The following is a 15,836-nucleotide window of genomic DNA, read 5'->3' on the forward strand; positions in this document are numbered from 1 at the left end:
TTTGTCGCTATCGCACTGAGTGAGCGTCAATCAAGACGAGCAGCTCCTTCAACCTAGCAATATCCTCCTCATAAAAGGCATTACATTGCGTCACGACCACATATTCATAGCCGGTCGCTTTTTCATGGGTGCTGCATACAATCCCCGGACCTTCCCCGCCATCCTGCCTTCCATACACGACATCCCGCGCATCCGTCAGCACCCAGCCTGACATTGCCAATTTCGTACTGGCTGATTCAGGAAGTCCATCGAAGTGCATGATTGCCTCAGCATTCGGCAGCTTGACAAGCAAGTTGTATGGCGACGATAAAGAACTCATTCCCACAGTTTTCGTGACTTCGGCGAGGTCCTTACCCCGCACGATAAACGTGGGGAGGCCGTCTAGATCACCTTCATAAGTTGACTGATGAAGTGGCGAAAGTTTCAGGACTGCAATTGCGCCCTTGCTGACACAGCTGACGAGCTCCAGCATTGGCTGAACGTCATGAAACTCGCAGGTGGAATCTTGAGCAAACAATGTCGGTGATAGAAGTGTCGTGCAGAATGCGAACACCCACCTCAAACAAGATTGGGGCAAGCTCAACTGAATGCCCCTGTACGCATTTCCATTCACTGAGTGCCACCTGCTCCAATACATTCAATTGAATCGCTGGAATCCAAGAAACTCCACAAAGCCGCCGAACGCGCCATAGACCACCACGTCAAACTGCCCACTGAACCAAACGCAACACGCGAGACCGGCCTCTTTAACCTCTCCCCGGCACCCACGCCGAAGCACTCATGGCCAACGCCTCCGAAGACCGCCTGTCCATAAGCGTCATTGCCTCAGACCTCGCCGACGACCTCCACGGCTCCCGCCGCTCGGTTGCACATTTAGTAGCATTTGCTCGGAGCTATTGGCTCAATCACTTCCGACCGAAGTCGCTTAGCAGCATCGAGACCTGACTCGTATCCCTTGTCGGCGGCTAGCTGATAGCAAGCCAAGGCACGAGGAATATCCTTCTCGCCGAGATCGCCACTCTTCCAGTAGTCACCAAGCGCGACAATTGCATGCGCTGACCCCATGGAGCCGGCACGAATAAGCTCTTTCTCAACATCAATTGGCCGCTGGCACGGTCCGCTTCCGGCCGTTTCATTGCCAAAACAATAGAAGCTTGCCAGACCCTCAGCGCCTCCTGGTGAATTCAAAGCTGCTGCTTTGAAAAGAGCCTCAACTTTGCTGTATTCCAACTGCGGAGCCATACCCGACAGACTCAGCCTAGCCGCAGACTCACTGGAAATAGGATCGCCTGAAGCAGCTGCACACAAGTAATTTTCCAAAGCCGCTTCAAAAAGCTCCACTGTGAGTCGATATTGCTCAAGACCACCCAAACTAATAAACCCTTGTGCACGCTGTGAGCAGAAATTTTCCTCACGACTCAATGAGCGCGTACTGGCTACAGAAAGCTCCTTTTCGGGAATCGACCAATCCTCAACCCCCTCAAGCGTCCAGCAGGCTTTACGCGAAAAGTTGAAGATCTTGATATTGCTGTTTCCGGCACGTTTATCCACAACGTCAACGTGACGATCATCTACCTTCTCGACTTCTATTCCTTCGACTTTCCCATCTGGCACCGCAGCCATTAAGGGAAACGCCATCTCGCGCCCCACCACTGCAGTGACGTGAGTCACTATCCGTCCTATATCCGACGTCCCCTTCAACACCAATAGCTTCACGGCCTGCGCAGTTAGTCGCTTCTGCGATTCGGCATTAGCGGAGAATGCTGGAAGAAACTGTGCAAAGTCTTGCGTAGGGCACGAGCCACGTCCAATTGTCGGGCCACTCCCGATATCGGACGCGATATTGTCCAAAAACACTGAACGGTCACGACTCATACTGGCGATGCAATTGTTCACCGCTGCCACATGCGCCGAAGAGCCCCGTTCCGCCTCCAACGCATCGACCTGGCAATCGGTATCGCGCAGTTTGATCCAGGCGCGCTGAGCCTCCTGAACCGTTGCCTTTTGGCTCGCCGCAAGAACTGGATCAGTTTGATACCCACCTTCGAGCCGAACCATCAGTTCTTGATAACTGGTATTCAACTGCTTATCTGCAGCAACCTTGGCACTCACAGAACATCTTTCCCTCTGAGAGTTCGTAGTGATATCGGCACATGCATCGTCAGCAAATGCATGTCCCCCCAACAGAGATAAACCACCAATCAGCACGGCGGGCAGCACCGGAATAAGATATTTACTCAAAGCAAATTCCAACAATATTTTGCGAAAGTGTATTTTTAATTCGAGCCTATTCTTCAAGGGAGATAGCCATTTTCAGAGTAGATCCATTCAGATAAACGACTGCTTCGCGCCCATTAATATCGACAGGGGTAGGATTCTGGATCATTCCTTCATCACTAGCCTTCGCAATTTTTGTTAACGTCTTATCCGCAACATTGGCACGCCAAATAGTTTCATCACCATTCTTGAAATAAAACGTCGGCCGTGACTTGCTCCAAATCGGAGCATATATATTCCAACCGGCCTCGGGCCGACCAGCCTGCGCTATCGTTTCATACCCTGAGATGTGCGAGTAGTACGCTTGCAATTTTCCATACTCACCACCCCAACCGAATGTCAAACCACTAACAGCATTTTCATCAGCATTTGGCCACTGCTGGAACAGCAAACTGCTTTCCAATGGCGGAGATTTTGAACCGAGCTTATAAACCATCCCCCGCAGCTGATTCTTAGAGAGCTGCTGTCGATAGTAAAACGCCCCATCCAAGATTCCCGCGAATCTTTTCCCTTCGTCGTTTGAACCCAAACTGAAAGCACCATCAAAACCGATATCTTTCGCAATCGTGTGCAATACCGGCCTGTCGTTGCGATCAACGTACTCATATAGATTACCCCGGTACGCAATCATCGCCGCATCAAAATGCCCTTCGAACACGATGACATGCAACATGCCTGAAATTGTTTCAGCGGAGATCACAAATCGTTCAACAGCCCCTTTTTCATTGGGAAGCCATGCTAAATCAATGACCTTCCATGAGCGTTCAAACTGTTTGTAAGGCTTATCCCCCAACATTAACTTAATATCTTTCTGAGTCGGCCTAGGCGCAATAGGAACCGGCGACAGAAAGCGTATCTGCCGAACATAAGAGTCCTCTAAACACTCCACTGACTCACAAGAGTTACGCTCCGACTCAAGCCATTCACTTTCGATTAATTGAAAAACCCGCCGATTTTTTATCGACTTGAATACTTCACTTAGCTTTTCATCCATTGCGGACAAGGAAGGAGAACGACAAATTTTCCTTTCTACGTCCGTTGAAGCTTTGCCACAGTCGGAACTCGCAGAAAATGCCACCGAACTGAAAAGCAAAAAAGCTAACGGTAAAAAGCTAGGGAGCGAATATATATTTTTCATTGATTCACGCTTTCAGGCATTGAACTTCGCAAAGCGGGTTGCGAGATGCTTGGGGCGTTCATTTATCCGCCGCTTCATTTGTTACCCTCTTTGCCAATGCTCGACGACATCAACATCCACCCGCATCGCCACACAAGATCCATCCGCGTATTTCTTTGCCTTTCGGTGTTTTAAACATAATCGAAAGCCAGCCAGCCTCAACAGCCTCCTGCTCAACCCTATCCCCGGAAACCAAATACATACGAGTGACATCGTCAAAAACTGGAGAGCTATAAATTGTAGCTTTTTTATTTATTGTCAGCTGAACCGGCACACCTTCATTCCATTTAGAAAACGCTGGAGTCGCAAGTTTATTACTAACAGACAATTGATCCTTGTAAGGAAATTCATACATTAGATTCTGGTAATCGTCTGCCAATATATCGCCACCCTCACCAAAATATTTGGAGACTCGCTCATCCCTTGAATAACCACTCTCGCTCTTTTTGTAAACATGCACGCTGTAATATTCACCAGAATATCTAACTCCGGTGTCTGAATGTATTCCCACACTGTGTATTACAAAAAGCTCTTTCTCGGAACTACCTTGAACATCAGAAAAAAATGCCGAGCGGACTTTTCCTGTGTCTGCCAAATACGGTAACTGCCCAACGAGCTTCTTAGATTTACTCAAACAATCAACATAGTTAACATCAATACCCACTTGATTGTTCGAATCTTCACTGCTCGCCTCATCCTCTATAGGAACGAGATCAAAAACAATCGCACCGTCTTTTGTCGGGATCGAATGGTACACTTTACTCTCAGGGACCTCGCAAGCTAGCGAAGCCACCGAAGACAGGCAAAATGAAACTAACAATGAAAATTTACATAAGCGCTTCATAACGAACAGCCCCCGAACACAACCTTGAATTTCTCAGCAACTTCTTTAGTAAACTTCTCTCGCTGATCAAGTTCTTTCAGCCCAGAGTTGATAATCCTAGTCACAGATTTAATCTTCGCATCTACATCAGGTGAACTTGCATCCGCAAGTGAACCAATACCTTTCGCCTTCCAAAACCATAGACCAGACTCTAATGCAACCCTCATATTGTCCTGTACCAGGTTCGGATTAGCATCGATATTCACACCTATCGCTACAGCACATTCACGATAGTTAGCATAGTGGGTCAAATGAAGAAGGCCTCTCCCCCTATAGTCGTTATGAGGGTACTGATTGCTACCAAAGCTATGTTTACCATACGCTGGATCGTTTGCAATCAGATGCTGATCTATATACTCAAGCTTCTCTTCTCTGGTTAGTGACATCCCCAGCCTTGCAAAACCATCATTAATAGCGGTTGGCGCCATTCTATATAGTTTCTCGGCTGTGTAGCTACGACGAGTGTAATTTAAACTTTCCCTAAACGCAGAAAATTGAAAAGTCTCGTGCTTACCCTGCCCCATTATATGAAATACCTGAGCACAGGTATTTACTCCATACTTAGGGAAAAGCTCGTTCGCCACCATGACAAACTCACTTACAAAAGTATCCGTTACGGAGGATGGACAAATACTCCGCATCAATGCATTTGTTAATGCTATATTACTGCCACACTTTTTGCAGACATTACTCCCGGACGATGGCATCATATTCCCAATGAGCGCGATTGGATGAAAATGCCATACAACTCCATCGCCTACCCCTTTAGATTGTATAGCTGGATCATCCCAAAATATTAAACTATCTATTCGTTCTTTTTCGTGCTTTAGAACAGATGGATAATTTTCTAGCATCGTGTCCAGCCGCGCCCATTTGGCAGAGTCCGACTTGGATTTCCACTCCGTAGGGTGATATGCAATTAGCTTTGACCAGTGATCTCTTAAATCCAGATTCTTAAGTGCAATCGGAAAATCCTCGGGAGTAACTTTTTGATCATTATTACCAAATCGATCCAAGCCCCTATATAAGTTCTGGAAGAACTCTGGCATATCATCAGGATCCAGAAAACCATCAGAATTTGAATTTAATTCCTTAACGATGCGAAAGCCTAGTTTTTCCCAGTCATGCTGACTAAGAAGCTCCGCGCCTTCTTTTTTGAGCAAACCTGATTTGCTCTCTGTATTATCAAATACGGTTACCTCATACCACTCTTCAGCGTCCTTATAGAGAACAGTTTTCCCGAGCTCTACAAATTTCTCATTCGAGATTGTCACGCTTTCGGTTACAGGAGGCTTACCTTTTAAGGTCGTATTTGCTGGCAAGTGTAAGTATTGCTTCCCTTGCTTCAAAGTTGCTTTATTTTTCAGAAAATCCTCAATTCTCGGATCTGCCGAAAAAATTTCAACGTGAACTTGATAATTTCTCGAAACCCCTCCATCAGGACCTGCTAATGTTTCATTCAAACCAAGAAAACCGATTATGTCACCTGCCTTAATTGCCGTGTCCATCGGCACAACCTTATCAAACTCCGTAGGAACCAACCCCAGCAATTGAACATAAGGCTTTTCAACACAAGCCCAAAAAGTTGCTGGGACAGGAGTAGAATGGCTTTTCAAACCGGTTGTAGCACTGGAAATACTTGGCACGAAGGAACATTCCGCCATTTTGTAAAGTTTAGAACCAATCTTCAGGTTAAAAACTTTTCCACTATCAAATTCTATTACGCTATTTGTACAAAGTACTAAATCTTCGTTTTGCCCCAGACTATTTACCTGTCTCATTGCAGCCCCAGCTACAGCGCCGTTACTCTGGGGTGAGGGGGCTACCCTTAAGGTAAGCCCAGAGCCGGAAACTATCGCTCTGACCTTGCCCTTCCAATAATCTGGCTTCTTCCGCTCCGGTGCAGTTATTGCTTTCCAGCTCGCACTGCCATCACCTCTTGGGTATGCAACACCGTTTTGCTTGTAGGCGAACCAGAAATCCTGTCCTGGCGTGCGTCCACCTACTGTACCTTTAATTAGTTTGCCTTTCGCGTGGATGTGATCAGAGTGCTCTTCAAGTATTTCAATTTCAGTTCCAGCAGAAATCGAACCATATTCGATGCAGCCAGTTGCGCCAGCAACATCGCTTCGAGCTTTAAACCCACTTGCGATCATCTTTATTTTTTGAGGGCCCGTCTGTTCCGGTTCATCCGCGTACCTCTGATATGGCAGCAAATGCATGTACAGGCTATAAAATACGAGTTCATTACTAGTATTGGGCACGACCTCTTTATTAGGTGGTGATTTATAGTCGTGCTTGACAAGGCAGAATGAATTTGAGTACTCCAATTCCTCTGTAGCACTCGAACCTTCAAACTCCGTCTTTAAATAATCCTCATTCAATCGATAGGCTACGACGACACCATCTCCAATACAACGAATAGGCTCATCTCTCACACACTGCGGAGCAGTCTTATGCGTGATATGAATACCGCCATGCCAAAATCCATGACTCCCAAGTAAAAAGTTACCTGCGCTTTCACTCTCAAGTGCTTTGAAGATTTCTTCAGCATCCTTAAATTGCGATCCATCCGCTTTTCTAAACGGGTACTGAAAGTTCATTAATGGTGTAGATTCTACCGGTGCAGGTGCAGGTGCAGGTGCGGATCCTTCCCCCGTCCGAGTCGACTCCTTAACCCTTAGAAACTTTGTAGGGACTGGCCAAAAATATGCTTTGCTATAGGCACCAAACTTTGCAGTAGCTGGACCGGAGCTTTGCGCCCCAAAAAACTCACCATATTGAGAGTCCAGCGTACTATTATAGTGTTCTACGATACCCGTATGATTTAGCGTTTTATTATCTCGATTAGAGATTACGTTAATCCAGAGTACGATATCTCCTCGCCTCACATTAGCAGGACTAATTACATCATAGTATTGAAGTGCGGCCGCACTATTTAGCCCCGCCGTGTTCTGGTAAGGAACTTGATATCCAGCACCTGTGAGCAACAGGTTTACCATATGAGAGCAATCGACGATTTTTTTGCCATTTTCTACGACAAAACCATCCCCACCTTCCTTATATCTATAGTTAGCACTCGTATAGTTACTTGATAAATCTAGTGGCTCTGTCATTTCTGCTTCCTGCAATAATCAGTAGCAATAGCTGGCTTTAGTAATTTCAGCGGTCTGTTTATTTAGACGTTCCAAATGTGCGATAGACCCTTTGCTGCCTTTTTTGGCAGCCACTTGGTAGCACGCAACCGCCCGGGACATGTCCTTCGTTACCAGCTCTCCAGTTTCAAAGGCACGCCCGAGTGCATTTATCGCAAAAGCACTTCCCATACGGGCCGCTTGCGTCAGCGCTTCCTCAGCCTGTGCTGGATGCTGGCAAGGGCCATTGGAGGAAATATTGTTTCCATCGCAATAGAACAACGAGAGGCTCATCGCCCCCTCAGGCAGAGTGGTCGCTGCTGCCTTGAATAGCTGCTCAACCTTCTCCGTTTGCAACTGCGGAGCCATTCCGGAAAGACTCAAGCTTGCTGCATTCAAACTAGCCTGGGGATCGCCGGAAGCGGCTGCGCATAGATAGTTTTCCAAGGAAGCTTCAAACAACTCACCTGTGAGTCGGTACTGCTCCAGCCCCCCTAGACCTCTAAAGGCCTCTGCACGTTGAAAGCAAAAATTCTCTGCCTCGCTCATGCGGGGCTTGCTCGTCTCTACGAGATCTTTCTCACTGATCGACCAATCTTCAACCCCCTCAAGCACCCAACACGCTTGGAGAGAAAAGTTAAAAATCTTGATGTTGCTATTACCTGCTCGCTTATCCACTACGTTGAAATGATTATCGTCAATCGCCTCAACCTCTACGCCTTCAGTCTTGTCCGCGCCTACAGGCGCCATCAACGGAAACGCTAAATTGGTGCTAGTAAGCCCCATCGTTTGAGGCTCAAAAACCCCATGATCTCCCACCGGTTTCAAAACCAGCGACTTCACCGTCATTGCAGTCCACCGCTGCTGAGTTTCGGCATTCGCAGAAAACGCTGGCAGAAACTGGGAAAAGTCCTCGGACGGACATTCATCCGCATAAGCGCTGCCATGAAACAGGCTCAACAGCGACGCGGTGAAAACCGCCATCGTGATGCCATTGCTCTTCTTCAAAACACCATTCATGTCGATCACTCAGAAAACACAAAAAAAGCCTTCGGCTTAACCTTCTCAGGCGGCGCATTCAACAACGCCTGATCCATCAAACTCCCCGCCTTATCCTTATCCGCCGCCCCCGGCAGCACTGGCGGTTTAATCCCGATCCCCGTGCCGGACCCAGCCGAGCCACCCGCATTGATCTTGATCACCGGCCCAACCACCGTAACCCCACCGCCATCAAGCTTGATAAAGCTCCCACCCCCAAGAATGGTCAGCTCTGTCCCCGCCTCAATAACGATCTTGTCCCCAGCCTTGAGGTGTATCTCTTTCCCCACGCTGGTCAGCTGCGCAGTCCCCAGCTTCACATGCTGGTTCTGCCCAATCGTCAGGTGATCATCCAGCTTCGCTTCAATCTTGCGGTCGGAAATCGTGGTGCGGTGTTCTTCGGCCTTCAGCTCGGTGTAGGTGTTCTTCACCACGGTGTCGTGACGTTCATTCCCGACCCGAATCTTCTGATCGTGCTCAACGTTTTCATCCCAGTCGCGCTGCGCATGAATGTAGATCTGCTCCGCACCTTTCTTGTCTTCAATGCGCAGTTCGTTATACCCACCGCCACCCGGGGAGCTGAGCGTTTTGAACACGCTGCGCGTCTTGTTCGCCGGCAGTGCGTACGGCACCGGGTTTTCCTTGTGGTACAGGCAGCCGGTCACCAGCGGTTGGTCGGGGTCGCCTTCGAGGAAGGTGACGAGGACTTCCATGCCGATGCGCGGGATGTTGATGGCGCCGTAGCGGTCGCCGGCCCAGGCGCTGGAGACGCGTAGCCAGCAGCTGGTTTTGTCGTCGGCGAGGCCTTCGCGGTCCCAGTGGAACTGCACTTTGATGCGGCCGTATTGGTCGCAGTGGATTTCTTCGCCTTTGGGGCCGGTGACCATGGCGGTCTGGCTGCCGAGTACGCGCGGTTTCGGGTGCTCGAGGGCCGGGCGGTAGAACACGTCCCACGGAGTGGCGAGGAAGGTGTTGCGGTAGCCCTGGTGGAAGTCGTCCTTGTTGTCGGTGGTGTCGCTGGTAACGCCTTCTTCGAGGACTTGCGGTTGTTTGCCTTCGTGGAAGATTTCGGTGAGCAGCCAGAGGTCGTTCCACTCGCTGCGCGGGTGGTCGGACATTTCCATGAAGTGGCCGCTGACCAGTTTGGTCTGGTCGCCGCGACCTTCGGCCTGGCGGTAGTCGGCGCGGTGGCGTTCGAGGGCGCGCTGGCTGAGGAACTTGCCGCGCGCGCGGTCGATGAAGCGGCCGGGGTAGTCGTAGTCTTCGAGATCTGGCTCAGTGCTCTCGCCGTCAGGTTTGTATGCGGCTTCCATTCGCAGGCGCGGTTTTTCGAAATCGTAGTCGCGGCGCGTGGTGCGCGTGGTGCGGGTTTCCAGACGCAGTTTGAAGGCTTTGATCACCGGCTCGTCGGCGACCATACCGCTGCCCTGCACGTACGCAGTCGGCTGACCGAGATTCTTGAATACGGTCTGGTCGTCGCCGAACACCAGCAGGTGGGCTTTTTCGCTGTGCTGGAAGTGGTAGTGAATGCCTTCCTCTTCGCACAGACGCTGGACGAAATGCAGGTCGGTTTCGTCGTACTGCACGCAGTAGTCGCGATCCGGGCACGGCTGGCTAAGCTGGAAGCTGTAGGCGTTGCTCTTGATGCCGTGCTCTTCGAGGATCAGCGCAATGATTTTCGGCGCGGACATCTGCTGGTAGATACGCTGGTTGGTGCGGTGATGCAGGTATTGCAGTTGCGGCACGATCGAGACTTTGTAGCGGGTCAGGCGCTTGCCGGCATCGCCCTGGGCGACGCGGTAGATCTGCCCGTGAATGCCCGAGCCCTGTGGATCGAATGCCAGAAACGCCTGCTTGTGCAGCAGTTGTTCGAGGTCCAGATCGGGGTTTTCGCTGACCAGTTCGAGGTCGAAGCGATACGCCTGGCTGATGCCTTCGGTGCCGGTGAACGACAGCACTTGCAGGTCGCCGACGTAGTCTTCGACCTTGAGGCTGAAGTGGGTTTCGTTAGCTGAGTTGAACATCGTGTGCTCCCTGTTCGAATGTCATCCGTTACGCCCGAAGTCGCAGACGTTGCAGCCAGGACGAAGTGGCGCCCAAGGCGTCACGCAATTGTTGGGCAGTGATGGTGCGTTCTGCCGGGTTGAAGCTCAGCGCGGTTCGCAGCGCTTGCCAGCCGTGCTGGGGTAGATTCGCTGGGGCGCGCAGCTCGCGCTCCAGGTGCTCGTCGCGGGCCTGGGTCGAGGGCAAGCGGCGGAACGGGTGTTTGCCGCTCGCCAGTTCATAGATCACGCAGGCCACGCCGTACACGTCCGCGCTGGCCGACAACGGTTGGCCCTCAAGCAGTTCGGGGGCGGCGTAGCCCGGGGTCCAGGCATTGAAGCGCTCGCGGCTCAGGTGCGGCAGGCCGGGCAAGGTGCCCTCCTCTGCCTGTCCCAGACCGAAGTCGAACAGGCGCAGGCCGTCTTCGCTGAGCATGACGTTGCTCGGTTTCAGATCACCGTGCAGCACGCCGCGACGGTGGGCGTAGGCCAGCGTGTCGAGCAGCGGCAGCACGATGTCGCGCAGTTCTTGCCACGGCAGGCCGAGGGGCCGCTCGCAGAGCAATTTGTCCAGGGTCAGGCCACGCATGTATTCCATGGTGATGAAGGCCCGCTGGCAGTCGGTGTCGACTTCAAAGGTGTGTGCACGCACGACGTTGTCGTGGCGCAGGCGTCGGGTCAGGGCGAACTCGCTGTAGAGCAAGGCACTGGCGTCCGGCGATTCGGCAAATTCTTCGCTGAGGAGTTTCAGCGCAATGTAAGGATCGGGATCGCCGAACTGCTCATGCAGCAGATCCCGCGCCCGGTAAACGGCGCCCATGCCACCGGCCCCGAGCAGACGCTCGAGGTGGTAGCGACCGGCGAGTACATCCGGCAGCGCACCGATGCTGGCCTTGGTCGGCGCCAGCAACGGTTCGGCCTTGTTGCCCTTGGCGAAGGCGAAGTAGGTCAGGTTGCTGGCCTGCTCTTCGCTGATCAGCAGGTCATCGATGGGCGATTCGAGTTCACTCATTGGCGGATCACCACGGCAGTCAGGTTGTCCCGCGCGGCGCCCCGCAGAGCGCCGTCGAACAAACGTTCCAGCGCCACGTGCGGCGCGCTGAGGCTGAGGGCGTTGCCGAGGGCGTCGCTGCTCAGGCCCTGATACAAACCATCGCTGCAGAGCAAAAACACATCGCCCGGATAGACCTCGAGTTCAAGCACATCCAGGGTCAGTGTCTCGGCGGCGCCGACGGCTCGGGTGAGTGCCTGAGCCGCCGGGTGCGCTGCCGCCTGTTCGACGCTCATTTGCTGTTCGTCGATCAGTTGCTGTTGCAGCGAATGGTCCTTGGACAGCTGATACAACCGCTGCCCGCGCCACATGTAGCAACGACTGTCGCCGGCCCAGATGCAGGCCGCGCGATTGCCTTCCACCAGCAGCGCGACGACGGTGCTGCCCATGATGCTGTCGTGACGCCCGGCGGTGACGGTCAACTCCTGCCCCAAACGCCGGTTCAGCCAGTGCAGGCACTGGCGGATGGCTTTGAGGCGTTCGTCGAAGTCCTCGTGTTGCGGCAACTCAGCCAGGCTGGCGACGATCAACTGGCTGGCGATGTCGCCACCCTGATGACCGCCCATGCCGTCCGCGACCACCCACAGCCCGTGCTGCGGCGAGTCGAGGAAGGCATCTTCGTTGCGCGCCCGCACCTTGCCCGGGTCGGTACGCGCCGCGCTGCGCCAGGGACTGGCCACCAGCATCAGAGCTGCACCGGCATACGGAAGGTACGCAGGACGCCCATATCGAACGGGTTCGGCGTGCGCTGGCTGGTCAGCAGGTAGTTGGCGCGCAGACCGCCTACGTCCGCCTTCAGCACCAGCACGTCGCGACCGTTCAGGTACTCGGTCTGCATCAGGTCGAACAGACGGAACAGCGACCATGGGCCGGAGTTTTTCTCGATCCCGATAGGACGCCCGGCCATTTTGTCCATGACCAGACTGGTGCGACCGTCTTCAGCATCGGTCGGCCACTTGAAGGTCATTGGCAGGATCGGGCCGTGACGGTATTCCATGGTCTTGTCGCCGAACTTGAATTCGGAGCGGCTGACCGCCGGATCGAGGGTGTACGGCTCGAGCTTGAACTGCACGGTCGGCTCGGCCGGGTTGATCGAGAAGAAGCTCTGGCGAATGGTCTGCGCCGCGGCCATCTGATCGAGGTAGACCTTCGATACCGGCAGGCTGTGGCCGTCGACGCTGCGCATGCGGTAGTTGCCCGGATCGCCGCTGACGAACGGACGCATGTAGCTGTCGAAGAAGCGGTCGACGGTACCTTGAGCACGGAAGAACTCGCGGAAGTCGCTGATCGCCACGTCGCTGGTGCTGCTGGCGCTGAACGGATAGCGCTTGCTGATGGTTTTGCCGTACACGCTGTACAGCTCGTTCTGATAACGGCCGTTCAGGTATTGATAGGCATCGTTGAGCACCAGACGCCACGAGTCTTCGGCCAGCACGTTGAACCACACGCTCAGCGGACGCGGCAGACGACCGGAGGCATTGCGCAGGTTGGTCAGCGCATCACGCTGGCCGCTCATGCGCGTCTTGGCCATCTCGAACGCGGCTTGCTCCGGCGTGCTGGAACGGGCCAGACCGGCCAGTTGCAGTTGCAGGTCGTTGAGCGCGCTGAACGCTGGCGTCAGGTCAGCGCCCGGGCCGTTGTTGTCATCGAGCAGACGATGCAGCGGTTCGAAGCGGCGTTGCAGGGATTTCTTCGCGGTGTCCGGCAGATTCTTCGCCACGTTCAGCGCCGAAGCCTTGTCGGCGGCAGCCGCAGCGAGTTTGCCGACCTTGCCCAGTTTGCCTTTCTGTCCGGCCAGCGCATCGGCGGCTTCGCCGGCTTCATCGACCGGATCAGCCGCGGCTTCGAAGCGAGTGTTTTCACGCACTTCGGTGAGCAATGCGAGGACCGGCGAGTTGGCCGAAGTCAGGCCCGCCAGTTGCTCGGCGCCTTCGCCAGCGTCGCTGATTGGCGGCAATGCGACCTGGCCAACGGCTTCGCTCCAGTAGTTGGCGTAGTCGCGGAAGTACAGCTGCTCGAGTTCGACCATCAGGCGACGCAAGTCCATGTCGCTGATGCCTGCGCCTTCGCCCAGCACCCAGTTGTCACGCAGGATATCGGTGACCAGCGCCGCGCCCTGCACCGAGAAATACTGCTGATAACCCTGCTGGGTGTAGAAACCCGGGATCACATATTCAGTGCCGATGAACAACGAGCCTTGCGGGCCGAGGTGTTGGCTGAAGCGATAGTCCGGCAGGTTGCGCGCCTGCTCGCGGAGCATGCGGTAAACCACGTTGGCCAACGATTCGCTGCGCAGGACCTGACGCGCCTGCGTGACCAGTTGATCGTTCAGCGGATAAATGAACGGCTGCTTGAGCAAGCGCTCGAGGTGCGTGTTCAGACCGTTCTGCACCGCGGTGTTGCCGGTGTAGCGCTGCGACCAGTCAGTGGCGACCCAGTCCTTGAGCCACGCCGCGTCGCGACGATCCTTCATGTTCAGCATCAGGTACGCACGCAGGCTGTTGAGCAGGCGATCGCGATCCTTCATGTTGGCGCGGATCTGCCCTTCGAGCATGGTCGCCACCCGTGGCAGCAACTGCGCTTCCAGCTCACGCTCGTAGGCGGTTTTCACCACCGGGTTGATCTCTTCGCCCTGATACAGGCCGCCACGCTCGTGGTACGACACGTCGCCCTTGCTCGGGAACACCTGGGTCGCGGCGTAGCTGGTGTCGAGGACTTTCAGCACGCCCATGGCGTCATCGCGCGGCGTCACGGCCGAGCGTTGCTGGGTCCAGTTCTGCGCCAGCGTGCGCAGGTTTTCCAGACGCTCGTAGTTGGCCGAGAAACCACCGGCCCAGAGCATGCCGAACAGTGCCAGTGCCGCCAGAGCGCCGACGTACAGCGCACGCTGGCCCCAATGAATGCGGCTGCGCTCGCGCTTGTCCAGACCGGCCAGATCGGCCTCGGGGAAAATCACTTGGCTGAGCAAGTGGTGGATGAACCGCGAACGGCCGCTGCGCAGAGTTGGCAGCACGCCGGCGTTCATGCCCAGGCTGGCGCCGATGCCGGCGGTGGTCGAATCCATTTCCTGGGTCAGGTGCGGTGCGCTGGTCAGGTAGAAGCCGCGCAGTTGCGTGGCGCGCTGATAACGGTTGCCGGTGAACGCCATGTCGACGAACAGGCACAGACGCTCGCCGATCTGCCCCAACTGATGCGGGAAATCGAGGATGCGGCCACGGCGCTGAGTATCGCGCTCGGAGTGCATGCGCATGATCACTTGGCTGTTCAAGCGGCGCAGCAGCTCTTCGAACTCGTTGCGCAGGACCGTGACGTCGGTGCCGACCTGATCCTTGCGGAAACTGGTGCCGAGCACCTGATCGCTTTCTTCGCGGGTCAGTTGATCGAAGAACTCGTCGAAGCCGAGCAGCTTGTCAGCCTTGCTCAGGACCAGATACACCGGCACGTCGACGTGCAATTTTTGATGCACATCCTGCAAACGGCTGCGCACCTGGCGCGCGAGGGTCTCGATGTCCTGCTCGCTGCCGCCGGTGAGGGTTTCCACCGGAATGGTCACCAGCACGCCGTTCAACGGACGGCCGCGACGACGCTTGCGCAGCAGTTCCAGCAGGGTTGTCCAGGCGTTGCCGTCGACTTCCGCGTCCGGTTGAGTGGTGTAGCGCCCGGCGGTGTCGATCAGGACACCGTGATCGGCGAAATACCAGTCGCAATGACGGGTGCCAAGGGTGTCGCGGGTCAGCTTGCGGTCGATCTTGTTGATCGGAAATTCCAGACCGGAAAAGTCCAGCAGGCTGGTTTTGCCCGAGGCCTGCGGACCGATCAGCAGGTACCACGGCAAGTCACTGCGCCAGCGCTCGCTGCGACCGCGATACAGGCTCGAGGTCTTCAGGGTTTTCAGCGCGTCCTTGAAACGCGCCTTCAACTCTTTCTGTTCTTCGTCGATCAGCTCTTCGCGGCGAATGCGGTCCTGACCGTCCTCGCTTTCTTCTTCGGCTTTCTTGCGGATACCCGCGCGCCAGCTGACGAAGACCATGGTCAGGCCCCAGATCAGGAACAGCACGCTGCTGGTCAGCAGACGCGAGGTCGCGCTTTCCCAGAACTTGTAATCATCGACCGCCAACAACGGGCCGACGAACCACACCAGCAGCGCCACGAACAGCACCAGCAGCAGAGTCCAGACCCAGGTCTGGCGCAGGAAGGCGCCGACTTTCTTGAAAAACTTTTTCATCACACGTCC

10 protein-coding genes and 1 pseudogene are annotated in these 15,836 nt (G+C 54.3%); 1 reads left to right on the forward strand and 10 read right to left on the reverse strand.

Going from position 1 to position 15,836, the window contains the following annotated elements:
• Positions 1-7: 7 nt before the first annotated feature.
• On the reverse strand, positions 8-472 hold the full coding sequence (locus ND528_RS07060) for a hypothetical protein (protein WP_130911199.1): 465 nt from the start codon (positions 470-472) through the stop codon (positions 8-10).
• Positions 473-616: 144 nt separating this feature from the next.
• On the opposite strand from ND528_RS07060, the pseudogene ND528_RS07065 reads away from it, so the two are divergent.
• Positions 617-870: pseudogene (locus tag ND528_RS07065) on the forward strand (DUF6124 family protein); the annotation flags it as partial.
• 3 nt (positions 871-873) lie between these two features.
• On the opposite strand, the gene ND528_RS07070 reads toward ND528_RS07065, so the two are convergent.
• The 9 genes from ND528_RS07070 to tssM all read right to left on the reverse strand — a co-directional run bounded on the left by ND528_RS07070 (position 874) and on the right by tssM (position 15,827).
• The gene (locus tag ND528_RS07070) at positions 874-2,241 is read right to left on the reverse strand and encodes a lysozyme inhibitor LprI family protein (RefSeq protein ID WP_186568794.1); all 1,368 of its coding nucleotides are present in this window, start codon (positions 2,239-2,241) and stop codon (positions 874-876) included.
• Positions 2,242-2,287: 46 nt separating this feature from the next.
• A complete protein-coding gene (locus ND528_RS07075) occupies positions 2,288-3,415 on the reverse strand; it encodes a lysozyme inhibitor LprI family protein (protein WP_130911198.1) in 1,128 nt (375 codons plus the stop codon).
• Positions 3,416-3,524: 109 nt separating this feature from the next.
• Positions 3,525-4,211: a hypothetical protein gene (locus ND528_RS07080; RefSeq protein ID WP_225927650.1), complete on the reverse strand. Its 687-nt coding sequence runs from the start codon at positions 4,209-4,211 to the stop codon at positions 3,525-3,527.
• A gap of 83 nt (positions 4,212-4,294) precedes the next feature.
• On the reverse strand, positions 4,295-7,453 hold the full coding sequence (locus tag ND528_RS07085; protein WP_263469971.1) for a glycoside hydrolase family 19 protein: 3,159 nt from the start codon (positions 7,451-7,453) through the stop codon (positions 4,295-4,297).
• An 18-nt stretch (positions 7,454-7,471) separates the two neighbouring features.
• On the reverse strand, positions 7,472-8,491 hold the full coding sequence (locus ND528_RS07090; protein ID WP_130911196.1) for a tetratricopeptide repeat protein: 1,020 nt from the start codon (positions 8,489-8,491) through the stop codon (positions 7,472-7,474).
• Between the two features lie 5 nt (positions 8,492-8,496).
• Positions 8,497-10,533 (reverse strand): type VI secretion system Vgr family protein, encoded by a 2,037-nt coding sequence (locus tag ND528_RS07095; protein ID WP_263469972.1) that lies wholly within the window; start codon positions 10,531-10,533, stop codon positions 8,497-8,499.
• 28 nt (positions 10,534-10,561) lie between these two features.
• The gene (locus ND528_RS07100; protein WP_262136611.1) at positions 10,562-11,563 is read right to left on the reverse strand and encodes a serine/threonine-protein kinase; all 1,002 of its coding nucleotides are present in this window, start codon (positions 11,561-11,563) and stop codon (positions 10,562-10,564) included.
• Positions 11,560-12,288: a PP2C family protein-serine/threonine phosphatase gene (locus ND528_RS07105; RefSeq protein ID WP_042608097.1), complete on the reverse strand. Its 729-nt coding sequence runs from the start codon at positions 12,286-12,288 to the stop codon at positions 11,560-11,562. The genes ND528_RS07100 and ND528_RS07105 overlap by 4 nt, the downstream gene beginning before the upstream one ends.
• Positions 12,288-15,827: a type VI secretion system membrane subunit TssM gene (tssM, locus tag ND528_RS07110; RefSeq protein ID WP_263469973.1), complete on the reverse strand. Its 3,540-nt coding sequence runs from the start codon at positions 15,825-15,827 to the stop codon at positions 12,288-12,290. Before tssM ends, ND528_RS07105 begins: the two co-directional genes overlap by 1 nt.
• Positions 15,828-15,836 lie beyond the last annotated feature (9 nt).

This window comes from Pseudomonas mercuritolerans (assembly GCF_025706525.1).
Taxonomy (GTDB): Bacteria; Pseudomonadota; Gammaproteobacteria; order Pseudomonadales; family Pseudomonadaceae; genus Aquipseudomonas; species Aquipseudomonas mercuritolerans.